The organism is Jeotgalibaca sp. A127, assembly GCF_052266745.1.
Lineage (GTDB): Bacteria > Bacillota > Bacilli > Lactobacillales > Aerococcaceae > Jeotgalibaca.
Genome location: NZ_JBQPRC010000007.1, coordinates 16,915 through 37,072, shown reverse-complemented (window position 1 = coordinate 37,072; position 20,158 = coordinate 16,915). Strand labels below are relative to the sequence as shown.

The 20,158-nt window shown below is 40.2% G+C and carries 24 protein-coding genes; 14 read left to right on the top strand and 10 right to left on the bottom strand.

Going from position 1 to position 20,158, the window contains the following annotated elements; genetic code table 11:
• Window positions 1–170: 170 nt before the first annotated feature.
• The 3 genes from tkt (at window position 171) to ACTVAI_RS08190 (ending at window position 3,452) form a co-directional block, all read left to right on the top strand.
• On the top strand, window positions 171–2,174 hold the full coding sequence (gene tkt, locus ACTVAI_RS08200) for a transketolase (RefSeq protein ID WP_443486366.1): 2,004 nt from the start codon (window positions 171–173) through the stop codon (window positions 2,172–2,174).
• A 200-nt stretch (window positions 2,175–2,374) separates the two neighbouring features.
• Entirely contained in the window at window positions 2,375–2,743 is a 369-nt protein-coding gene (locus tag ACTVAI_RS08195) for a YccF domain-containing protein (protein WP_443473507.1), read from the top strand.
• A gap of 70 nt (window positions 2,744–2,813) precedes the next feature.
• Window positions 2,814–3,452, top strand: coding sequence for an SGNH/GDSL hydrolase family protein (locus ACTVAI_RS08190; RefSeq protein ID WP_443473506.1), 639 nt, complete (start codon window positions 2,814–2,816; stop codon window positions 3,450–3,452).
• Between the two features lie 45 nt (window positions 3,453–3,497).
• Here ACTVAI_RS08190 and ACTVAI_RS08185 read toward each other — a convergent pair whose 3' ends face one another.
• The 3 genes from ACTVAI_RS08185 to ACTVAI_RS08175 form a co-directional block, all read right to left on the bottom strand.
• Window positions 3,498–4,475: an aldo/keto reductase family protein gene (locus ACTVAI_RS08185; RefSeq protein WP_443486365.1), complete on the bottom strand. Its 978-nt coding sequence runs from the start codon at window positions 4,473–4,475 to the stop codon at window positions 3,498–3,500.
• 100 nt (window positions 4,476–4,575) lie between these two features.
• Window positions 4,576–5,436 carry a DegV family protein gene (locus ACTVAI_RS08180; RefSeq protein WP_443486364.1) on the bottom strand — a complete coding sequence of 287 codons (861 nt, stop codon included), beginning with the start codon at window positions 5,434–5,436 and terminating at the stop codon, window positions 4,576–4,578.
• Complete coding sequence (locus ACTVAI_RS08175; RefSeq protein WP_443486363.1) at window positions 5,433–6,005, bottom strand: DUF1836 domain-containing protein; 573 nt, start codon at window positions 6,003–6,005, stop codon at window positions 5,433–5,435. The genes ACTVAI_RS08180 and ACTVAI_RS08175 overlap by 4 nt, the downstream gene beginning before the upstream one ends.
• A 112-nt stretch (window positions 6,006–6,117) precedes the next feature.
• Here ACTVAI_RS08175 and ACTVAI_RS08170 point away from each other — a divergent pair, with 112 nt between their 5' ends.
• Complete coding sequence (locus ACTVAI_RS08170; protein ID WP_443473502.1) at window positions 6,118–6,396, top strand: DUF503 domain-containing protein; 279 nt, start codon at window positions 6,118–6,120, stop codon at window positions 6,394–6,396.
• 59 nt (window positions 6,397–6,455) lie between these two features.
• Here ACTVAI_RS08170 and ACTVAI_RS08165 read toward each other — a convergent pair whose 3' ends face one another.
• Window positions 6,456–6,890: a universal stress protein gene (locus ACTVAI_RS08165; RefSeq protein WP_443473501.1), complete on the bottom strand. Its 435-nt coding sequence runs from the start codon at window positions 6,888–6,890 to the stop codon at window positions 6,456–6,458.
• 163 nt (window positions 6,891–7,053) lie between these two features.
• Here ACTVAI_RS08165 and ACTVAI_RS08160 point away from each other — a divergent pair, with 163 nt between their 5' ends.
• From ACTVAI_RS08160 to proS, 3 genes are all read left to right on the top strand, one after another.
• The gene (locus ACTVAI_RS08160) at window positions 7,054–7,506 is read left to right on the top strand and encodes a hypothetical protein (protein ID WP_443473500.1); all 453 of its coding nucleotides are present in this window, start codon (window positions 7,054–7,056) and stop codon (window positions 7,504–7,506) included.
• Window positions 7,500–8,048 (top strand): GNAT family N-acetyltransferase, encoded by a 549-nt coding sequence (locus ACTVAI_RS08155; protein ID WP_443473499.1) that lies wholly within the window; start codon window positions 7,500–7,502, stop codon window positions 8,046–8,048. Before ACTVAI_RS08160 ends, ACTVAI_RS08155 begins: the two co-directional genes overlap by 7 nt.
• Before the next feature lie 302 nt (window positions 8,049–8,350).
• Complete coding sequence (proS, locus tag ACTVAI_RS08150; RefSeq protein ID WP_443486362.1) at window positions 8,351–9,790, top strand: proline--tRNA ligase; 1,440 nt, start codon at window positions 8,351–8,353, stop codon at window positions 9,788–9,790.
• A gap of 52 nt (window positions 9,791–9,842) precedes the next feature.
• Here proS and ACTVAI_RS08145 read toward each other — a convergent pair whose 3' ends face one another.
• Window positions 9,843–10,145: a DUF896 domain-containing protein gene (locus ACTVAI_RS08145; RefSeq protein WP_443473497.1), complete on the bottom strand. Its 303-nt coding sequence runs from the start codon at window positions 10,143–10,145 to the stop codon at window positions 9,843–9,845.
• A gap of 57 nt (window positions 10,146–10,202) precedes the next feature.
• Window positions 10,203–10,814 carry an alpha/beta hydrolase gene (locus ACTVAI_RS08140; RefSeq protein WP_443473496.1) on the bottom strand — a complete coding sequence of 204 codons (612 nt, stop codon included), beginning with the start codon at window positions 10,812–10,814 and terminating at the stop codon, window positions 10,203–10,205.
• 148 nt (window positions 10,815–10,962) lie between these two features.
• Here ACTVAI_RS08140 and ACTVAI_RS08135 point away from each other — a divergent pair, with 148 nt between their 5' ends.
• Complete coding sequence (locus ACTVAI_RS08135; protein ID WP_443486361.1) at window positions 10,963–12,447, top strand: UDP-glucose--hexose-1-phosphate uridylyltransferase; 1,485 nt, start codon at window positions 10,963–10,965, stop codon at window positions 12,445–12,447.
• A gap of 188 nt (window positions 12,448–12,635) precedes the next feature.
• Here ACTVAI_RS08135 and ACTVAI_RS08130 read toward each other — a convergent pair whose 3' ends face one another.
• The gene (locus ACTVAI_RS08130) at window positions 12,636–12,839 is read right to left on the bottom strand and encodes a CsbD family protein (RefSeq protein WP_443473494.1); all 204 of its coding nucleotides are present in this window, start codon (window positions 12,837–12,839) and stop codon (window positions 12,636–12,638) included.
• Window positions 12,840–13,018: 179 nt separating this feature from the next.
• On the opposite strand from ACTVAI_RS08130, the gene tsaB reads away from it, so the two are divergent.
• Genes tsaB through tsaD form a run of 4 tightly spaced genes read left to right on the top strand, consistent with a single transcriptional unit; the run spans window position 13,019 to window position 15,797 of the window.
• The gene (gene tsaB, locus ACTVAI_RS08125; RefSeq protein ID WP_443486360.1) at window positions 13,019–13,744 is read left to right on the top strand and encodes a tRNA (adenosine(37)-N6)-threonylcarbamoyltransferase complex dimerization subunit type 1 TsaB; all 726 of its coding nucleotides are present in this window, start codon (window positions 13,019–13,021) and stop codon (window positions 13,742–13,744) included.
• A complete protein-coding gene (gene rimI, locus ACTVAI_RS08120) occupies window positions 13,719–14,318 on the top strand; it encodes a ribosomal protein S18-alanine N-acetyltransferase (protein WP_443473492.1) in 600 nt (199 codons plus the stop codon). The genes tsaB and rimI (ACTVAI_RS08120) overlap by 26 nt, the downstream gene beginning before the upstream one ends.
• A complete protein-coding gene (gene rimI, locus ACTVAI_RS08115) occupies window positions 14,318–14,767 on the top strand; it encodes a ribosomal protein S18-alanine N-acetyltransferase (protein ID WP_443486359.1) in 450 nt (149 codons plus the stop codon). Before rimI (ACTVAI_RS08120) ends, rimI (ACTVAI_RS08115) begins: the two co-directional genes overlap by 1 nt.
• A gap of 13 nt (window positions 14,768–14,780) precedes the next feature.
• Complete coding sequence (gene tsaD / locus ACTVAI_RS08110) at window positions 14,781–15,797, top strand: tRNA (adenosine(37)-N6)-threonylcarbamoyltransferase complex transferase subunit TsaD (protein WP_443486358.1); 1,017 nt, start codon at window positions 14,781–14,783, stop codon at window positions 15,795–15,797.
• 40 nt (window positions 15,798–15,837) lie between these two features.
• On the opposite strand, the gene ACTVAI_RS08105 is transcribed toward tsaD, so the two are convergent.
• Window positions 15,838–17,790: an ABC-F family ATP-binding cassette domain-containing protein gene (locus ACTVAI_RS08105; RefSeq protein ID WP_443486357.1), complete on the bottom strand. Its 1,953-nt coding sequence runs from the start codon at window positions 17,788–17,790 to the stop codon at window positions 15,838–15,840.
• A 297-nt stretch (window positions 17,791–18,087) separates the two neighbouring features.
• Here ACTVAI_RS08105 and ACTVAI_RS08100 point away from each other — a divergent pair, with 297 nt between their 5' ends.
• Complete coding sequence (locus ACTVAI_RS08100; RefSeq protein WP_443473488.1) at window positions 18,088–18,723, top strand: redox-sensing transcriptional repressor Rex; 636 nt, start codon at window positions 18,088–18,090, stop codon at window positions 18,721–18,723.
• A gap of 45 nt (window positions 18,724–18,768) precedes the next feature.
• Here ACTVAI_RS08100 and ACTVAI_RS08095 read toward each other — a convergent pair whose 3' ends face one another.
• Together ACTVAI_RS08095 and ACTVAI_RS08090 are read right to left on the bottom strand one after the other, a co-directional pair.
• Window positions 18,769–18,972, bottom strand: a complete 204-nt coding sequence (locus tag ACTVAI_RS08095; protein WP_443473487.1) for a YdiK family protein — start codon at window positions 18,970–18,972, stop codon at window positions 18,769–18,771.
• Window positions 18,973–18,995: 23 nt separating this feature from the next.
• Window positions 18,996–19,559: a lysostaphin resistance A-like protein gene (locus ACTVAI_RS08090; RefSeq protein WP_443473486.1), complete on the bottom strand. Its 564-nt coding sequence runs from the start codon at window positions 19,557–19,559 to the stop codon at window positions 18,996–18,998.
• A 287-nt stretch (window positions 19,560–19,846) separates the two neighbouring features.
• On the opposite strand from ACTVAI_RS08090, the gene groES reads away from it, so the two are divergent.
• Window positions 19,847–20,131 carry a co-chaperone GroES gene (gene groES, locus ACTVAI_RS08085; protein WP_443473485.1) on the top strand — a complete coding sequence of 95 codons (285 nt, stop codon included), beginning with the start codon at window positions 19,847–19,849 and terminating at the stop codon, window positions 20,129–20,131.
• The last annotated feature ends 27 nt before the right edge of the window (window positions 20,132–20,158 follow it).

Genomic DNA, 20,158 nt, shown 5'->3' with positions numbered 1-20,158 from the left:
GAAACCGCTGTAGGTAAAGAAATGCGCTTACAAGTATGCTCTATTCCCAAGAAGCTCCCACTTCAAGCGTTAAGAACTGGTAGGTTTAGCTAAGTGGTGAGTAGTTCACGTATCATTCATTGCGTATTTAGGTTAAAATAAGAACAGTACGAGTATCAAGGAGGAAAACTATGTTTGACAAGATTGATGCATTAGCAGTAAATACCGTCCGTACGTTAAGTATTGACGCAGTACAAAAAGCAAATTCAGGACACCCAGGGTTACCTATGGGAGCCGCTCCAATGGCTTACACGCTATGGACGAAACATTTGAAGACAAACCCTAAAAACAGCAAATGGGTTGATCGTGACCGGTTTGTTCTATCGGCTGGACACGGTTCCGCGCTATTATATAGCTTGCTGCATCTAGCAGGATATGATGTAAGCATTGAAGACCTTAAAAATTTCCGACAATATGAAAGTAACACACCAGGTCATCCAGAAGTACACTATACGGATGGAGTAGAAGCGACAACAGGTCCGCTTGGACAAGGTTTTGCCAACGCAGTTGGAATGGCTATGGCTGAAGCGCATCTTGCCGCAACTTATAACCGCGACAAGTTTAATGTAGTGGATCACTATACCTACTTCCTATGTTCAGATGGCGATTTGATGGAAGGTATTTCTCATGAATCAGCCAGTTTAGCAGGACACTTAAAACTTGGAAAATTGATTGGTGTCTATGACTCCAATGATATTTCTTTAGATGGACCATTGGACAAAGCGTTCAGTGAAGACGTAAAAGGACGTTTTGAAGCATATGGTTGGCATCATTTACTTGTTGAGGACGGCAATGACTTAGGAGCTATCAATGATGCAATCGAAGAAGCCAAAAATGTAACCGACAAACCTTCGTTGATTGAAATCAAGACCGTTATCGGTTATGGTGCAGAAAATGCTGGAACGAGCAAAGTCCATGGTGCACCTTTAGGAGCAGATGGCGTTACATTTGCAAAACAAAGTTACCAATGGGAACATGAGGATTTTTCTGTTCCAACAGAAGTTCAACAACGATTTGAAGAAACAATTCTGGAGAACGGCCAAAAAGCTGAAGAAGCATGGAAAGTATTGTTCGAAGAATATCGTACTGCTTATCCAGAATTAGCCCAACAATTCGAAGATGCACAGGCTGGCAAATTACCAGCAGGTTGGCAAGAAGCTTTACCAGTGTACGAAGTTGGTGATGACGCTAAAGCGACACGGGTAACAAGCCAAGAAGCGATTCAAGAAATTGGGAAAGTATTGCCACAATTTTGGGGTGGTTCGGCTGACCTTTCTTCATCAAACAACACAATGAACAAAGCGGACGAAGACTTCGATGCAACGAATTATGCCGGACGTAACATTTGGTATGGCGTTCGTGAATTCGGTATGGCAGCTGCCATGAACGGTATTGTCTTGCATGGTGGAACAACAACATATGCTGGTACATTCTTCGTATTCTCGGATTATCTGCGTGCATCCATCCGTTTAGCGGCGCTATCCAAGTTGCCAACAATTTATGTCTTTACGCATGACTCCATTGCGGTAGGTGAAGATGGTCCGACTCATGAACCGGTAGAACATTTATCCAGCTTCCGTGGCATGCCAAATACAAACATTATCCGTCCGGCAGACGGTAATGAAGTATCAGCGGCTTGGGAAATGGCTGTAGAATCTGAAGATACACCAACACTGTTAGTATTGACTCGTCAAAACTTACCAGTTTTGGAAGGTACTAAAGAAAACGCACGCGAAGGCGTCCGTAAAGGTGCCTATGTTCTTTCAGCACAACAAGGCGACAAACCAGAGGGGATTTTGATTGCGACTGGTTCAGAAGTTTCGCTTGCAGTTGAAGCACAAAAACAATTGAAAGAAAAAGGCATCGACGTATCTGTTGTATCCATGCCAAATATGTCTGCATTTGAAAAGCAAGATGCAGCTTATAAAGAATCTGTTCTTCCAAATGGCGTTCGTACACGTATGTCTATTGAAATGGCAGCAACTTTTGGATGGGAAAGATATGTGGGCTTGGATGGTTTGGCTTACGGTTTAGATCGTTGGGGAGCAAGTGGTCCTGGCGGAACTGTAACAGCTAAACTTGGCTTCACAGCTGACCAAGTAGTAGATGCTTACTTAGCTAAATTCAATAAATAACAGTGAAACGCAAGCCTGGATAGCCAGGCTTGCGTTTTTTTGGTTCTATGATATTTGGGTCAAGTGAGTAGTTCCAAGTCAAAATTGTGAGTCACCTCTGTTTCCGATTGCCAAAATGAATGTTGAAAATCAGTATTTAGACGGATGGAAAAAAGGGATAGAATTCGTAAAATAGTAATATAAAAGAAAGGTGATGCCGAATGACACTATTGGGAAATATCATATGGTTTGTGTTGGGTGGTTTTATTAGCTGGATTTCGTGGATTGTTTTCGGGGTACTCTGGTCGATTACGATTGTCGGAATTCCTATTGGCATTCAGTGTTTTAAATTTGCTAAAATGGCTGCAGCTCCATTCGGAAAAGAAATTCGCTTTAGTGATTCTGGGGCATCTTTGCTTATTAATATCGTATGGATGCTATTGGGTGGCTTGGTTATGGCGACAGAGGAAGTCATCATGGGAGTTATTTTCTGTCTCACGGTTGTGGGTATTCCTTTTGGGCTACAACATTTTAAACATGCAAAATTAGCGTTGATGCCGTTTGGATCAGAAATCTATCGCATCAGTTAACAGGTTGGAAATTATCTTTCCACCTGTTTTTTGATTATAATGAAACTAAATTGATGGTAGGTGATAAGAAATGTTACTAAATAACTCTGATCGGATATTATTTATCGGGGATAGTGTGACGGATGCTGGGCGAAATCGATTAAAATCAAAAGACCTGGGCAACGGCTATCCCAAAATGGTGGCGGGGATGCTACAAGCGCTCTATCCTGAGCTCCAATTAACCTTTTTAAACCGGGGAATAAGCGGGAATAAAGTAGACGACTTGGAAAAAAGATGGCAAAAAGATTGTATCGATTTAGAACCGGATATAGTCTCTATCCTGATTGGAATCAATGATACTTGGCATCGGGTGGGCCAAAGGAATTTTGGTACCGAGGCGGCCTTCCGCCAATTTGAGCATATCTATCGTATTTTGCTCCAACAGATTAGTGAACAAACGGACGCAAAAATTGTCATGATGGAACCATTCCTTTTGCATTACCCTGAAGACCGACGAGAATGGCGCATTGATTTAGATCCGCGTCGTGAAATTATTGCCAAACTGGCAAATGAATTTGCAATTCATTATATTCAACTGGACGAACTATTAAATGAGCAAGCCAAAAGAACTGGTGCCCAATTTTTAACGGGTAAAGATGGCATTCATCCCACCTTGGCAGGGCATCGGACAATTGCCAGAGCTTGGCTTGGGATTGTGGAAAACGAATAGCTAAAAAAACGCATGAACCAAAATCGGTTCACGCGTTTCCTTGTTTTATCTACGCTCTCCAAAATTACTGATTGGCTGGAGTAAATCGTTGATTCCTTTCAGGATATCATCGGATAGTTCAACATCTACTGCCTTGACATTATCCTCAACTTGTTCGGGCTTGCTTGCGCCAATGATTGCGGAACTTACTCCACGTTGGCGTAATATCCAGGCTAAAGCCAGTTGTGGAAGCGTAATATCCAGGTGTTGGGCGAAACTTGCCAGCTCTTGAACTGTTTCCAATAAGCGATCATCACTTAGGTATTTTTGTAAAGAATTACCAATGCTTTCGTTTGCGGCACGACTATCGCTAGGTGCGGATTGACCTGGTTTATACTTCCCGGTTAAGATACCTTGCGAAAGCGGGGAGAAGACGACTTGTCCCATTCCGTTTGCCATGGAAACAGGTAGGACTTCTTTTTCAATATAACGTTCAATCATATTGTAGATTGGTTGATTAGAAACAAGCGGGCGGAAATTGCGTTCCTTGGCAATTTCATGCGCTTCCTGTATTTTATCAGCTGGCCATTCACTAACACCGGCATATAAAATTTTACCTTGCCGTTGCAAATCGTCTAAAGCCCAAAGTGTTTCTTCAATAGGAACATTAGGATCATAACGATGGCATTGATATAAGTCCAAATAATCCATACCGAGTCTCTTCAAACTTGCATCGCACTGTTCAAAGATGTGCTTCCGGGAAAGTCCACGGTCGTTTGGTCCGTCGCCCATCGGAAAATAGACTTTACTGGCCACTACTAAACTGGAACGATCATAATCCTTTAAAACTTTTCCCAGAACAATTTCTGCTTCACCGTTTTCATAGACATTGGCAGTATCGAAGAAATTAATCCCTGCATCATAAGCCGTCTGGATGCATTTTTGAGCTGTATTATCTTCAACCGACTTTCCATACGTAAGCCAACTGCCTAAAGCAACTTCACTGACTCGTAAGCCACTTGCACCAAGATTCCGGTATTTCATAAAAAAACCTCCCAGCTATTTTGTAAGGGTTTACCTAATGGATTCATCATACTCCAAAAAGGTAAATTTATCCATACAAATAGCCAGAGAGGCTTTCATCCTAGTCTTCTAAAATCATGACACCGACACCCAATAATCCAGGGCCCGTATGGACACCCAATACTGGAGAAATCTGGCCCTCATGATAAATGGTGGCATTTTCAATTAAATCACGTAGGTCTTCCTTCATCTGCAACATCTCATCGAGAGCGTCACCGTGGCATAGAGCCAGATAATAGTTCTTATGACCTTTAACTTTTTCACGGGTTAAGTCTAACATCTTAGTGATGCTTTGCTTGCGACCACGTACTTTGGCGATGGTGTCATAAATACCGTCAGGGTTACAAGAAATGATTGGTTTAATTTTAAGGGCACTCCCCAAAATACCGGAGACTTTACCAATTCGGCCGCCTTTCATTAGATATTCAAGTGTTTCTAATCCGAAGAACACGGTTGAGTTTTCTACCGCGGCTCTTGTCTTTTTGACAACAGTATCGAAATCCAAACCTTTTTCCAGTAGTTCAGCAGCATAAATACCAATAAAACCGGAACCGATACCAATATTAAGTGTATCGATAACTTCAATGGTCAAATCGTCACGATCCTGGGCAATTAAATGCATGGATTGATAAGTGCCACTCAATCCGCTGGAAATAATGGAGGCGATAATATGGTCGTATCCATCTGCTTTGATTTGGTCAAGCAAGGCATCGATATCACTGCGTAGTGGTAGACTTGTTTTAGGAACTTCTTTTTTAAAAGAATCGTAAACTTCTTGTGGTGTGATGTCGACACGGTCTTTGTAGGAGCGGTCAGTGTAGTTGATGACAAGTGGCATCGTGTATAAACCATATTTTTCAGTTATTGCTTCTGATAAATCATTACAAGAATCTACTAAAATTGCGACTTTGTTATTTTTCATTTGGAATCGTCTCCTTGTTCTTTGATCATTTTGCTGACACCATTGTATGAAAGGATGACATGCGTTAATAATTTTGCGACCACAGATAATGTGACCATTTTGAGTGCTAAATTCTCAGGGCGGATACCGTCCAAGGTCATTGATCCATTTTCTTCCATACCGATAACGGCAAAAAGTTGAAGGGATTGCTCAAGTTCCTCGCAAAAACTATCATAAGCCTTCTCTACACCCTGCAATGAAATTTGTAGTTCGATGCCTTTTTGAATATCATTAAGGGGAAGAACTTGTTTCAAAATAGAAACGACAATAAGTTTAGCTATGTGAGCTTTATAATATTTTTTCTTGATTGGTCGATCAATAATTCCGTTTTTAACGTAGTTATTAATCATTGCTGGCGTAATTGTGTTCTCGCTTTCAGGAAGATGCAAGAATGAAAGTTGCGACTCAATTATGGTTAAGACTTGGTCATTGTAAATACCAAAATCTGGTAGACTATCCCAGCGAATTAACTTAACGTCCAGTAACTCATTGCGAAAACGGATTAGGTCGTTCGTTTCCAGAAAACTCACCTCTGTTGGCTATCTGGTTTTTAAAACTAGATGTAATGTTATTCGTTACTAGATAACTGTAACAACTCCAAAGTAAAACGTCAACATTAAATACTCAAATGGAGAGGATATTATGGCATTCACTAATGTAGAAGTTTCTTTCAAAATATTCGATGCGTACTCATTGAAAGACAAAAGAAGTACGGTAAAATCAATTCTTGCGCGTGTACATAACCGCTATAATGTAAGCGTTGCTGAAGTTGGCGAACAAGATATGCTAAATGTTTCCAAAATAGGAATTGCGGTAGCTAATGCTTCACCCATTGTAGCCCAACAGATTGTTGATACTATAATCGCGGAAATCGAAGAAAAATATGAGATTGAAATCTTCGAAATTCATTATATTCAATAAGGAAAAGACCCTACCATCATTTGATGATAGGGCCTATTTTAATTAACAAATAGTGCTACTTAGCGTGCAACCAGTACATCGCATGGTGCATGTTTGACGACATGTTGGGATACAGAACCTACAAGTGCTCGTGTGATTGCGCCTTTACCTGTAGCGCCTATCACAATCAAGTCGATATCGAATTCTTTTGGAAATGCCTCCGAAATCAAGGTTAGCGGATTTCCGTTAGTGACTGTTTTTTGTACCTCAGTGACCCCTGCGTCTGTCGCATATTTAGCCATTTCTTCGATAAATTGTTTGTCAATGTGATCGGTAACGCCTGTGGTAACAGGTTGATACTCAGGGGATAAACTTACGTTTCGTGTGTCAACAACGTACAAAATATGAAGCTTGGCATTATTACGTTTAGCAATTTCTACTGCGGTTTTGAAAGAGTGTTCAGCTTGTTCGGACCCATCAACCGGCACCAAAATGTTTTTGTATTCGCTTCTCATATTTCTCGACTCCCTTTCTTTTTAAAACGAGCTATTAATCTAATTTAATTCTAACTTAAATAGTCAAATAATGAAAGGGTTTTCCATTTCGCAAAGGATTTCCTTCGCAATTTTATAATGATTTTAGTAAACTAAAAAAATAATACGTGAAGGAGTGATTGAAATGGCTTTGGTATTAAAGGTTGAAGAAATCTATCAACATTTATCGGAATACGATTTGTTGAATCCACAAATAAAACAAACACTTGTCTATGCTCAGGTAATGCCCACAACGGGGCAATTTTTATTGTTAGGCGCTTATGCCACGCTAATCAGTGGTGCTTATTTTGTAATGGCTTTAGAGGAAGAACGAGTTGTACTGATTCCATTGCATAAAATCACAGGGAAAATAGATAAAAAATTAGCGCCTATTTTTATTCCCCGTGAAGAGTTGGTTGATGTTTATGTTAAAGAAGGAAGAATGATGAATAGTGTATCTTTTACCGGGGAAGATCAACAACTGACGGTCAAATTAAGTAAAGTCGTAATTGGAATGGCTTGGCACAAAGAAAATATGTCCCGATTTATGGCGGGCATCCGCAGATTAGAAGAGAAGGTGGTGGCGAATGAATGGTAGTGAACTTGGAATTGATTAAAAACAAGAAGATTGAAAGTGAGCGCCTTATATTGCGCCCCGTCACCTTGGAAGATGCACCGGATATGTTTGATTATGCATCTGATGAGGAAACAACCCGGTATGTTTTTGAAAGGCATCAAACAATTAAAGATACAGAAGAAACAATTGGGATTTTCTTTTTAGCAAATCCGATTGGCAAATATGCCATCGAATTAAGAAGTGAAGGAAAAATGATTGGAACCATTGATATTCGGGTTGATGAAGCTAATAAAAAAGGGGAAATCGGCTATGCTTTGAGCCGCCATTACTGGGGGAACGGCTACATGACTGAAGCGTGTGGGGCAATCTTAGAGCTTGCTTTTGAAAAGTTACAGTTGGAAAAAGTATATGCGATGTATGATAAAGATAACCCTGCATCAGGCCGTTTAATGCGGCGATTGGGAATGAAAAAAGAAGGGGTTGCGAGGCATAATCGTATCCACAAAGGTAAATCAGTGACCGATATTTTTTATGGTATTTTAAAATCAGAATATGACTCCTGAAAAGAAAGGATTGAATTCAGGAACTTTTTCACTTACAATAGGAATGCATACAAACTGGACCAGTAAATACGTACATGGTTAAAGAGAGCTTTTCCAAGGCTGGAAGAAGAGCACCTAATGTAGTATTGAACCTACCAATGGGATTTTCCGCAGTATGATCGGTGGTCTGCCGTTATCAGGACAGAGTGGGGCTTTCAGAAATAAAGCCAAACAAGGTGGTACCGCGGAGTAAAGTATATTTCGTCCTTAAGGAAGGATGAGTATGCTTATTTTTTTTGAATTAAAAATAAAGGAGTACACAAATGAGTAATTTACAAAAAGAAGATTTTTCAGCGTGGTATATTCAAACAATCAAGCAAGCAAACTTGATGGATTATTCACCAGTTCGTGGTTGTATTATTTTCAAGCCAGATGGCTATGAGATTTGGGAACACATCCAAGAGGCGTTTAACGGCCGATTTAAAGAAGAAGGCATTCGTAATGCTTACTTCCCAATGTTGATTCCTGAGTCGTTTTTTACTAAGGAAAAAGATCATATCGAAGGATTCTCGCCAGAACTACCTTGGGTAACAGAAGCAGCAGGTGAAAAGTTAGAAGAACGTTTGGCATTGCGTCCGACTTCCGAAACGATGATTGGGACAGCCTTCAGTGACTGGATCAATTCTTACCGCGATTTACCAATGGAAATCAACCAATGGGCTAACGTATTCCGTTGGGAAAAGAAAACTTTACCATTCTTACGTACATCAGAATTCTTGTGGCAAGAAGGCCATACGGCGCATGAAGATGAAACTTCTGCACGTGAACGCACCATGAAAATGTTGCAAGTTTACAAAGAAGTCATCGAAAGCGTGTTGGCAATCCCAGTTTATGAAGGTCAAAAAACACCTTCTGAGCGTTTTGCTGGAGCAGTGGATACATTCTCTGTTGAAGCAATGATGAAAGATGGAAAAGCTGTTCAGGCGGGGACTTCTCATTACATGGGCACGAAATTTGCTGAAGCATTCGACATTAAATATTTGAACCGCGATAACGAACACGTTCTGGCCCATACGACATCTTGGGGAGTTTCAACTCGTCTAATCGGTGCAACAATCATGGTCCACGGCGATGAACAAGGATTGGTATTGCCGCCAGCAGTAGCAGCTAAACAAGTTGTTTTGGTTCCAGTTGGACCTTGGAAGAAAAAACCAGAAATCGTTGAACGTTTGGAAGTTCTGTTGAAAGAATTGAATGCTGCAGGAATTCGAGCATTAATCGACGATAGCGACAATTCTCCAGGCTTCAAGTTCAACGAATGGGAACTTCGTGGCGTGCCAATGCGTGTTGAATTTGGACCACGTGATATGGAAAATAATCAAGTTATGATTAAAATGCGAGATTTGGATGGCAAAGAAGCAGTTGGCCTTGATGGCATTGTGGACTATATCCAAACGGCTTTATCAGAAATGCAAGTTCGTCTTCTGGAAACTGCGCGCAACAATCGTAAACAACATGAATACACACATATCAACACACTAGATGAATTGAAACAACATATTGAAGAAAAACGTGCTGCTGGAGAAACACCAGGATTCGTCTTGGCTGGTTGGGATGGAACGGAAGAAACAGAAGCTAAGATCAAAGAAGAAACTGGCTTTACTACTCGAAATATTCCTTTCAATCTAGAAGTGGAAAAAGAAACATGTATCGTATCAGGTAAACCAGCAAAACATACCGTTTGGTTGGCAAGAGCTTACTAACAATAAAAAACAGACAGGGCACCGGATTAGGGTGACCTGTCTGTTTTTTTATTTAATCCTCTTTTTTTGTAATGGTGCCATCATCAAGGAACGTAATGTTACGACTAGCCAAAATTTCTTGTGCTTTTTCAAGACTTTGTTGACGTTGTGCTTGCTTAAGCTTTTCGGGCGTTACATCTGTTCCTTCAGGATCATAAACGGTTGAATTCAATAGGATTTCATTCAAAGAGCCACGGAAGTTTTTGATATATTGTTGACGTAATTCTTTTTGTTCGATTTTTTCTTCAGCAGTCAAACCAATTTCTGTTTTTGATTTTCTTGCCAGTTCATTGATGCGTTTTAATAATTTATCCATGAAGCATGTTCCTTTCGTTCTAAATTAAAATGTGGAGAAAGGAAGTGGGGAATGAGTTTATGCAAATTGGCTGTTATACCAAGATTTTGCAGCATCCAACTCGTTTTGTGTCAAAGAATGACCTGCGTTACCCCAGTCGGTGGTAACTTTACTTCCTGCTTTCTCCAACTGCGTAATTAATGCACGTGTGTTTTCCGGTGGACAGATTGGATCGTTGTTTCCAGCGCCAATAAAAACAGGCAAATCTTGGATAGTTTTCATGTCGCGCTCTTCAAAAGGAGTCATCGGATGGTGAAGGATGGCACCCTTAAAGGTATCTTCGTAGAAGTATAACATACTAGCAGCGATGTTTGCACCATTTGAGTATCCTAAAGCAATCACGTTGGCCTTATCAAATTTGTATTCTTCGCTGGCGGTTTGTAAAAAATCATACAGGTCATGGGTACGTTTTTCCAAATCTTCTTTGTCAAAAACTCCCTCCGCTAACCGACGGAAATAACGATTCATCCCATTTTCGGATACATTCCCGCGTACGCTTAAAATGCCGGCATCAGGATCAATGTAGTTAACAAGGGGTATTAAATCATTTTCATTTCCACCTGTCCCATGTAAAACAAGGAAAGTTGGATGATTGATTTTACCGGGCTTATATATGTGTTCATAGATCAATATTTTCCGCTCCTTCAAGATGTCTTTAATTTGTATATTTCAAATTCGAATCAATTGTAACATGATGTTAGAAAAGAGTCAATTTAACCGGATTATGCTATGATGAAGGGGACCTTTTTAAAAAACAATCGAGAAAAGAGGGCTTTTTTTGAGTATTGATCAAATAATTCAGGATTTTGTAACGAAAGGTTCTGCGATTCATCGCATCCATGTTTTAGATTATTATTATGCGGTTAACCGCCTCTTACAACTATTACATTTAGACCATTTTAATACAGATGTAACACCATCCATTCCCTTACCGAAACTATTGGATTCAATGGACCGGTTAGTAGATTATGCAACAGAACAAAAAATTATTGCCGATACACAACGGGGGCGAGATGAATTTGAAGCGCAAATTATGGATATCTTGACGCCCTTACCATCTACTTTAAATAAAGATTTTTGGGACTGCTATCAGGAAGCCCCAATGCGTGCAACCGACGAGTTTTACCAATTGTGTCGCGATAATGACTACATAAAAACGCGCCAGATAGCAAAAAATGAGCAGTTTAATGTCTCATCACCTTATGGCGATTTGATAATAACTATTAATTTGTCTAAACCAGAAAAATCAAAACAAGATATTTTAGAAGCCCAAAAGAGTACAGATGGTTACCCTAAATGCCAATTGTGTGCAGAAAATGAGGGCTACAAAGGTCGCCCTGGCATTGCGGGTAGAACGAATCATCGTGTCATTCGTGTTCCGATCTTAGGGGAAAACTGGGGCTTCCAGTATTCTCCTTACGCTTATTATAATGAGCATTGTATCGTGTTTACCAAAAAACATATTTCCATGAATGTGGGTCACCATACCATCCAAAACTTAATGGAATTGACAACGGTATTTCCCCATTATTTTATGGGATCGAATGCAGGACTACCAATTGTCGGGGGCTCTATGTTGGGACATGAGCATTACCAGGGGGGGCGTCATCATTTTCCAATGGAGAATGCGAAAGTTCTGGACACATGGACCTGGAAAACAAATTCAAACGTTACAGCTGAACGCCTGTATTGGCCACTATCCGTAGTAAGGCTACGTGCACATGATAAGGAAGATATCCTGCAAGCCGGTTCAGAATTGATGGAGGCGTGGGATAACTATTCTAATGAAGCGCTCCAAATAAAATCACATACGAATGATGAAAAACATAATGCTGTGACTTTAATTGCCCGTCGAAACGGATCGGATTATGAACTGGATGTAGTCTTAAGAAACAATCGGACAACGGAAGAGTTTCCTGATGGCATTTTTCATCCACACCCAGATGTGCAGCATATCAAGAAGGAAAATATTGGCTTGATAGAAGTTCTGGGGTTGGCGATTTTACCACCACGTCTAAAAACAGAATTAGCTGAGGTTGAATCTTTTATTTTAGGAGCTAACAATAACATCGCGCCTTACCACCAGGAGTGGGCAGAAGAACTGAAGCAACAAGGGACTATAACCAAGGAAAATGCCGCGACAATCCTTAAAGAAGCGGTCGGACATAAATTCCAGAGAGTGTTGGAGGATGCTGGGGTTTTCAAACAAACAAAAGAAGGACAAATGGCTTTTGCAGCATTTATAGCTGACTTCCAGGCATAACAAAATGGAGCTGTGAAATAACTCCCAGCCCTTATCTATTTACGAATACTTTATCGCAAACGTGCTCAAAAAGGCAGCCCCGACGCCACTTCACGAATAATGCTCAGATGGTCTGCGACCATGCTGTGCTTATTCGTTCCAGTGGTTCGGGGCTAAACGCCTTTTTGAGCACACTCATTTTTTAAATGTTATCTATTTTTGTCTTGCCAGTCATCGACCTTGTCATGGGCTCTGTCTTTGCCTTCTTCGACTTTTTCAGTCATCTTACCTTTATTTTTTTGCAGTTTTCCTTCAAGTTCCTTGGATTTGTCATCGGTAGCATCGCCGTATTCTTCCTTCACTTTTCCGACAGCTTGATCTTTCAATCCTTTTAGTTTGTCATCTAATGCCATATTAATAACCTCCTAAATTAAATTGAGAGAACGATTACAAGTTCCCTTTGATATTATTATTAAGGAAAAAGGTTTGTAACGCAAATAAAAGCCCTTGTACATCTTTTAAAAATGCAAAGAGATTTTTACTGGCAGTTAAGCTATAATGTTAATAACTAATCGTGGAAGGACGAAGTATTTTGAAAATCTTAGCCATTGAATCATCCAATCAAACGATGAGCGTCGCGACTGTTGAGAACGGTCTAGTCGTCTCCGAATACACTCGAAATGGCAACCTGCAACATAGTACCCAGCTGATGCCGGCTATTGAAACGGTTATGAACGGGTCAAGTTGGCAGCCAAAGGATATTGACCAAGTGGTGGTATCGAAAGGTCCCGGCTCATATACTGGCGTGCGAATCGGTGCCACTATTGCAAAAACACTGGCCTGGACGCTCAAAAAGCCTCTAGTTCCTGTCTCCAGCTTAAAATTATTAGCAGCGAATGGACTTGCTTTTGAAGGGCTGATCATCCCTTTAATTGATGCAAGAAGGAAAAATATCTACACCGGAGTTTACCATGTAGAAAATGGCATTTTAGTGCAAGTGCAGGAAGATAATCATATCGACAGCGAAATCTTCTTTGACTCCTTAAAAAATAACACTGAACCACTCCTGTTTATCGGGCAAGATATTCCGATTTACAAAGAGCGTCTTACTGACGTTTTTGGAGACCGTGCATTTTTTGCCCCACAACAAGACTGGTTGCCTCGTGCGGGCGTTTTAGCAAATTTAGCTCACGGTGAGCAACCAGTTGACGCGCATGTATTTACTCCCGAATATTTGAAAAAACCTGAAGCTGAAGAAAATTGGCAAAAAGCCCATAGAGGAGAAGAGAAAGGTGAGTACGTTGAAAGAATTGATTAATCATTTCCATTCGATGATGGATTCACTTCAAAAAGAGGGTCCTCTTCTGCAAAGTAAACTATCTTTTTCTAAACGGACGGATTATTTATCTGACCGCTACACTCTTCCTAACGGGCAAGAAATCAGCCTGGAAATTGGCCAAAGAAAGCATATCGCTGATGTATTGGAAATTGAACGCTTAGGCTATGAAGGAAAAACGCCTTGGGGGTTTGTGGCTTTGGAAAATGATATTGTTAAAAGTCAAAAATCGCTGTATTTGATTTTATACAATGGAAACGAACCAATTGCTTTTTTAGGGAGCCGTTTTGAAATTACGGATATCCATATTACCAATATAGCAGTTGCTCCCGCTTGGCAGAAAAAGGGCGTTGGTAGCTTGCTTTTGGAATTATTAAAAGTTGTGGCGAAACAGGAAGCTGTTTCCAGCTTAAGTCTTGAAGTACGTATTTCCAACAAAAATGCCCAAAGTCTTTATAAAAAAATGGGTTTTGAAGCTTTGCGTATCAAGAGAAACTACTATCACGGTGATGGCGAAGATGCCGTCGATATGAAATTGGATTTGGATAAAAAATGATGAACCCATTCAATATAAAAGTACTGACGGTAGAAGATGCCGAAACCATTTACCGCATTTGTCTGGATGCCAATGATGGGAAGACGACCTGGAAACCATCCTCATTTGAAGGAGAGTTGGGCAATCGGTATAATGTTTATCTCGGTTACGAAATAGCAGGCACGTTAGTTGGATTTATCGGGTGCAGTTTAATTTTCGATAGTCTGGCAATAAATAACTTTGCGGTTTCTTCTCATTATAAACGGCAAGGTATTGGCGAAAAACTCTTGGATGCCTTATTGGCATATGGGAAAGAAAATGGTGCCGAGAATTTCATTTTGGAAGTCCGTGTATCCAATAAACCAGCCATCGCCTTGTATGAAAAATTTGGCTTCCGGCAAATCGATCGTCGGAAAAACTACTATGAACAACCAGTGGAAGATGCTTATATTTTCCAGTTAATTAAATGAAAGGGGAAAATGCATGAGCGATACATTGATACTAGCGATTGAGAGCAGTTGTGATGAAACTAGTGCAGCCGTAATCAAAAATGGCTCTGAGATACTCTCTAACATTGTGGCTTCTCAAGTCAAAAGCCATATGCGTTTTGGTGGGGTAGTGCCAGAAGTTGCGAGCCGTCACCATGTAGAACAAATAACCCAAATCATTGCATCCGCCTTAACGGAAGCAGAGGTAGAGATGGCGGATGTGGATGCCATCTCGGTAACGGAAGGGCCTGGTTTGGTGGGCTCTTTATTAATTGGTGTAAGTGCCGCAAAAGCGATGGCTTTTGCGCATAATAAGCCCTTGATTGCGACCAACCACATCGCCGGACATATTTATGCCAATCAACTTTTGGGACCTCTTCAATTTCCTTTGCTGACCCTAGTTGTAAGTGGCGGTCATACAGAATTGATTTACATGCCAGAAGATGGTGTTTTCGAAATTGTTGGGGAAACAAGAGATGATGCTGCAGGTGAGGCGTATGATAAAATTGGTCGTGTTCTGGGCTTACCTTATCCAGGTGGGAAAGTAATGGATGAGATGGCCCATCAAGGAAAGGATGTTTTTAATTTTCCAAGGGCGATGCTGCACGAAGATAATTATGACTTTAGTTTTAGCGGGTTAAAGAGTTCGGTTATTAATACCATACACAATGCGCGCCAAAAAGGTGATGATTTAGACCCTTATGATGTGGCAGCGAGTTTCCAGGCGGCTGTTGTTGATGTATTGGTAGCAAAAACCTTGCGGGCTGCCAAAGAAAAAGATGTAAAACAGCTATTGTTAGCAGGTGGTGTTGCAGCCAATAAGGGATTGCGTACGGCTCTATCTGAAGCGGTCGCCAAAGAACTTCCCGGTGTGGAACTTATTATTCCGCCATTAAGTTTATGTGGTGACAATGCAGCAATGATTGGAGCGGCTGCCTATACGCAATACAAGGCAAAAGAGTTTGCTGCTTTGGATTTGAATGCCAGACCAGGATTATTACTCGAAAATTAAAATAAAAAAACCATTTCAGCATTAGAAATGGTTTTTTTTATCATTCTATTTCTTCAAGCTCTAAATTCTTTTCTTCCCATTCTTGCATAAAAGTATCTTGCTGGCCCTTTAAATCCAGTAACATTTCATTAAATTCCTGTACCTTCTCATGGTCACCGAAAACTTCCGGTAAGGTGAGTTTTTGTTCAACATCATCGATTTTTACTTCTATCTCTTCCAATTGCTTTTCCAGAGTTTCGATTTCACGGTTTAGTTTCCGTTCGATTTTTGCTCTTTCCTTGCTTGCATGGTAGACCGATTTTGTTTGGGGACTTTTTTCTTCACTAGCTGGATTATTTCCATTTTCTTCTTGAGCAAGCAGGGCAGCCAATTCAGCTTCTTCTTGTTTCTTTTCCATATAGTAATCGTAATCACCGATATACAGTTTGCTGCCATCGGCTGAAAGTTCCAGAATACTTGTCGCGATTCGGTTAATGAAATAACGGTCATGCGAAACAAAAACAAGTGTGCCGTTATAATCAATAAGGGCATTTTCCAGTACTTCCTTACTGTCGATGTCCAAGTGGTTGGTAGGCTCATCAAGCATGAGCAAATTGTTTTGTTCAAGTGCTAATTTACATAGAGCAAGGCGCGCTTTCTCTCCCCCACTTAAGGAAGGAATTGTTTTTTCGACATCAGCGCCGGTAAAGAGGAAGCTTCCCAGGATACTCCGCACATCTTTTTCATTCATGGTTGGATGCAGGTCCCAAATTTCGGCCAGAATCGTTTTGTTTTTAGAAAGATTCGTCAACTCTTGATCATAGTATCCGAGGTCTACGTTTGTTCCAAATTTAACGCTTCCCTCTATGAATGGGATTTGATGAATGATTGATTTTAATAAAGTAGATTTACCAATTCCGTTGGGGCCAACTATTCCGATAGCTTGATGTTTACGCAAGTCCAGGCTGATGGGCTTGGCCAAGATGTTGTTGTCATACCCGATAGCCACATCTTCCAGCGTCATCACCACATTACCACTCTCGCGCTTAGTATCAAATGAAAAACGTACTGAACGTTCATCGCCTTTCGGCTTATCCATCCGCTCCATTTTTTCCAAACGTTTTCTGCGGCTTTGGGCCATTTTGGTAGTGGATGCGCGCACCAGATTGCGAGCCACGTAATCTTCTAATTTAGCAATCTCTTCTTGTTGCTTTTCATATTGTTTCATTTCCTGTTCGAGACGGGCCGCTTTTTCTTGTAGATAAAAGGAATAATTCCCTTTGTAATGATGGATTTTGTTTCGGCTGATCTCATAAACACCGGTCGCAATTTTATCAAGGAAATAGCGGTCATGGGAAACAACCAAAAGGGTACCGCGATAGCTCACTAAATAATTTTCCAACCATGCCAATGTATCGATGTCCAAATGGTTGGTAGGCTCATCCAAGATTAAAAGGTCGTTCTTCTCAAGCAGGATCTTAGCCATTGCCAAGCGCGTTTTCTGGCCACCGGATAATTGTGAAATAGGGCGGTCCAAGTCTTCTTCGTAAAACTTAAAACCATGGAGGACGGATCTGATTTCCGATTCGTAACCATAAGCATCTTGCTTATGGATTTCCTGTTGTAGGGAGTCGTACAGTTTAAGTGCCGCTTCCATAGTCACAGGATCATTGATAACCGCTTCATCAGCCAAGCGTGCTGCAGCCTGTTCCGCTTGTTTCATTAACAAAATGACAGGTGCGAAAACGGTTAACATTTCTTCCCAGATTGTTTTATTGGAGTCAACCGCACTATGTTGATCAAGATAGCCGATGGTCACTTCTTTCTTTTTCGCAACGGATCCCGCATCTGTTGGCTCGAGTCCAGCTAATATCTTCAATAACGTTGATTTTCCGGCGCCGTTTCTTCCTACGAGTGCAATACGTTCATTGTCCTGGATAGTAATTTGAATATTCTCAAATAAAACGGTCGGACCGAAGTAACGGGCAAGATTTTGTCCTTGTAAAAGTATCATTCAGTCGTTCCTCAACTTTCTATAGATATGCCTTTTCATTTTATCACAGTTCTGTCATACACCAAAGATACGATATTATGAAAACGTTATGACCTTTGTGAAAGTTACACTATTAATTTTATGAAAGCGATAAAATCAAACTCGAAGTTGAAATAAAATTCACAAAAAATTACAAATTAGAACAAATTAGTGGATTTTTCACTAACGCGTGCTATAATTGCACTATGTAATGATAAGTACAAATAGATTATAACTTATAATTTCACATATATAATTCTAAAGAAAGCGAGAAAAATTATGCCAACTAATAATGACATTCCAAAAGCCACTGCCCGCCGTCTTCCCATCTATCATCGTTACCTTCGCTATTTACATGATGCAGGAAAAACCAGAATATCATCAACCGAATTAAGCGAGGCTGTAAAAGTTGATAGTGCGACCATACGTCGTGATTTCTCCTACTTTGGTGCTCTTGGTAAAAGAGGATACGGTTATGATGTAGAGTATTTGCTGGATTTCTTTAGTAAGACCTTAAACCAGGATCGTTTAACCAATGTTGCTTTAATCGGGGTTGGTAACTTGGGACATGCCTTGTTGAACTATAACTTCCATTTAAGTAATAACGTGCGCATTAGCGCTGCATTCGATGTAAACGAAGAAATTGTTGGCAAAATCGTCAGTGGTGTGCCCGTTTATCCATTGGACGAAATGATTGAACAATTACGTATTCAACAAATTGACGTGGCTATTTTGACAGTTCCACAGCAAGTTGCCCAAAAAGCGGCTAACAATTTGATCGAAGCGGGTGTCAGGGGAATAATGAACTTTACACCTATTCGTTTGTCAGTACCAGAGAACGTTCGCGTTCAAAATGTCGACCTAACCAATGAATTACAAACACTGATTTATTTCTTGGATAATAATATCTCCTAAAAGCACAATGAAAAACGTTGAGACCGAAAGGGTCTCAACGTTTTTTTACTTGTTCACTTGATCTTTAATTTTAAAGTACATAATTAACATTTGGATGCCGGTTACGATGTTGTTTGTCGCGAAAAAGATACTGATCCACGTGAGGAATCCCCATCCAGAGACGTTGATGCTGTCTACAGCGAAATAAATGAAGAGACCGGCGAATGCAAATTTCATAACGATTTGTAAAATGATATTTTTTAAAGTCATAGAATTCCTTTCTTTTTAAACTGTTAGCCCAGGAGTTCTGGGAAAAAGATTGGTAATGAAGCAAATGCATTCATTAAACCATGAGCCAACATAGGTGTAAAAATGTTATTTGTTTTGTAGTATAGATAAGAGAACCAGAGTCCTAAAGTACCATACACAAGCATGTGTCCATCAAAGTGGATAAAAGCAAAAATTAAAGCACTTATGACCGCAGAACCGAATAATCCGACACGGGACATATTTAATTGGGTAAAGACAGCTTTTCGGAAAACAAATTCTTCCATTACTGGTGCGAAAATGGTGATCATAAAAATCAAGAGTGGGTAAGCCGTCGTTAATTCCAGTAAATTCTGAGTGTTAGCTGATTCCGGCGTAACTCCGAAAATAAGCGATTCAATAATGGAAGTGACCGTCTGGATTACAAGCGAACCGATAAAGCCAAGAACGCTCCATCCTATCACTTTCGACATAGGTGCAGAGGGCCGTTTGATAATAGGCGCTTCAGGACTCCATTTTTCTTTATAGTTTACGATAATCATTGCCACTGTTCCGATAAAGGCAAAGAGGATTGTTAAAGTCATGCTCATTTCAATGCGTTGCTCTGTCGGAAATAAAAAGAGAAGAGGAACGGGTAAGAATTGAGCTGCTAAGTATATGAATATTATACGCGTCGCAGTAGTGATTTTTCTTCGCATGTATTTTGTACCTTTCTTATTTGTTATAATACTCCTGTATAAAAGTATATCACAAGAATGAAAAAAATTACTGAATTTGCTTGCATTATCAAAAAAGTTTGATTATGATAGAAAAGTAGGTTAGCACTCTCGGTAATCGAGTGCTAATTAGAAATCAACTTATTTTTGGAGGGATACTTGTGTTAAAACCATTAGGTAATCGCGTCATTATTGAAGTTGCCAAAGAAGAAGAAAAAACTGTTGGTGGCATCGTGTTGCCGTCTTCCGCTAAAGAAAAATCACAAACAGGTGTCGTTATCGCTGCTGGTGACGGTCTTGTAACGGAAAACGGGACAAAAATCGAAATGACTATAAAAGTCGGCGACAATGTATTGTTCGAAAAATACGCTGGAACAGAAATCAAATACGATGGGAAAGATTATTTGGTAGTTAAAGAATCTGACGTCGTAGCAATTGTAGAATAATTTTCAAAATAATTGGATGAGGTGAAT

What these genes read in the sequence shown, in the direction of transcription:
- tkt (WP_443486366.1), top strand. Translation starts at nt 171, where the DNA reads ATGTTTGACAAGATTGATGCATTAGCAGTAAATACCGTCCGTACGTTA.
- ACTVAI_RS08195 (WP_443473507.1), top strand. Translation starts at nt 2,375, where the DNA reads ATGACACTATTGGGAAATATCATATGGTTTGTGTTGGGTGGTTTTATT.
- ACTVAI_RS08190 (WP_443473506.1), top strand. Translation starts at nt 2,814, where the DNA reads ATGTTACTAAATAACTCTGATCGGATATTATTTATCGGGGATAGTGTG.
- ACTVAI_RS08185 (WP_443486365.1), bottom strand. Translation starts at nt 4,475, where the DNA reads ATGAAATACCGGAATCTTGGTGCAAGTGGCTTACGAGTCAGTGAAGTT.
- ACTVAI_RS08180 (WP_443486364.1), bottom strand. Translation starts at nt 5,436, where the DNA reads ATGAAAAATAACAAAGTCGCAATTTTAGTAGATTCTTGTAATGATTTA.
- ACTVAI_RS08170 (WP_443473502.1), top strand. Translation starts at nt 6,118, where the DNA reads ATGGCATTCACTAATGTAGAAGTTTCTTTCAAAATATTCGATGCGTAC.
- ACTVAI_RS08165 (WP_443473501.1), bottom strand. Translation starts at nt 6,890, where the DNA reads ATGAGAAGCGAATACAAAAACATTTTGGTGCCGGTTGATGGGTCCGAA.
- ACTVAI_RS08160 (WP_443473500.1), top strand. Translation starts at nt 7,054, where the DNA reads ATGGCTTTGGTATTAAAGGTTGAAGAAATCTATCAACATTTATCGGAA.
- ACTVAI_RS08155 (WP_443473499.1), top strand. Translation starts at nt 7,500, where the DNA reads ATGGTAGTGAACTTGGAATTGATTAAAAACAAGAAGATTGAAAGTGAG.
- proS (WP_443486362.1), top strand. Translation starts at nt 8,351, where the DNA reads ATGAGTAATTTACAAAAAGAAGATTTTTCAGCGTGGTATATTCAAACA.
- ACTVAI_RS08145 (WP_443473497.1), bottom strand. Translation starts at nt 10,145, where the DNA reads ATGGATAAATTATTAAAACGCATCAATGAACTGGCAAGAAAATCAAAA.
- ACTVAI_RS08130 (WP_443473494.1), bottom strand. Translation starts at nt 12,839, where the DNA reads ATGGCATTAGATGACAAACTAAAAGGATTGAAAGATCAAGCTGTCGGA.
- rimI (WP_443486359.1), top strand. Translation starts at nt 14,318, where the DNA reads ATGAACCCATTCAATATAAAAGTACTGACGGTAGAAGATGCCGAAACC.
- tsaD (WP_443486358.1), top strand. Translation starts at nt 14,781, where the DNA reads ATGAGCGATACATTGATACTAGCGATTGAGAGCAGTTGTGATGAAACT.
- ACTVAI_RS08105 (WP_443486357.1), bottom strand. Translation starts at nt 17,790, where the DNA reads ATGATACTTTTACAAGGACAAAATCTTGCCCGTTACTTCGGTCCGACC.
- ACTVAI_RS08100 (WP_443473488.1), top strand. Translation starts at nt 18,088, where the DNA reads ATGCCAACTAATAATGACATTCCAAAAGCCACTGCCCGCCGTCTTCCC.
- ACTVAI_RS08095 (WP_443473487.1), bottom strand. Translation starts at nt 18,972, where the DNA reads ATGACTTTAAAAAATATCATTTTACAAATCGTTATGAAATTTGCATTC.
- ACTVAI_RS08090 (WP_443473486.1), bottom strand. Translation starts at nt 19,559, where the DNA reads ATGAGCATGACTTTAACAATCCTCTTTGCCTTTATCGGAACAGTGGCA.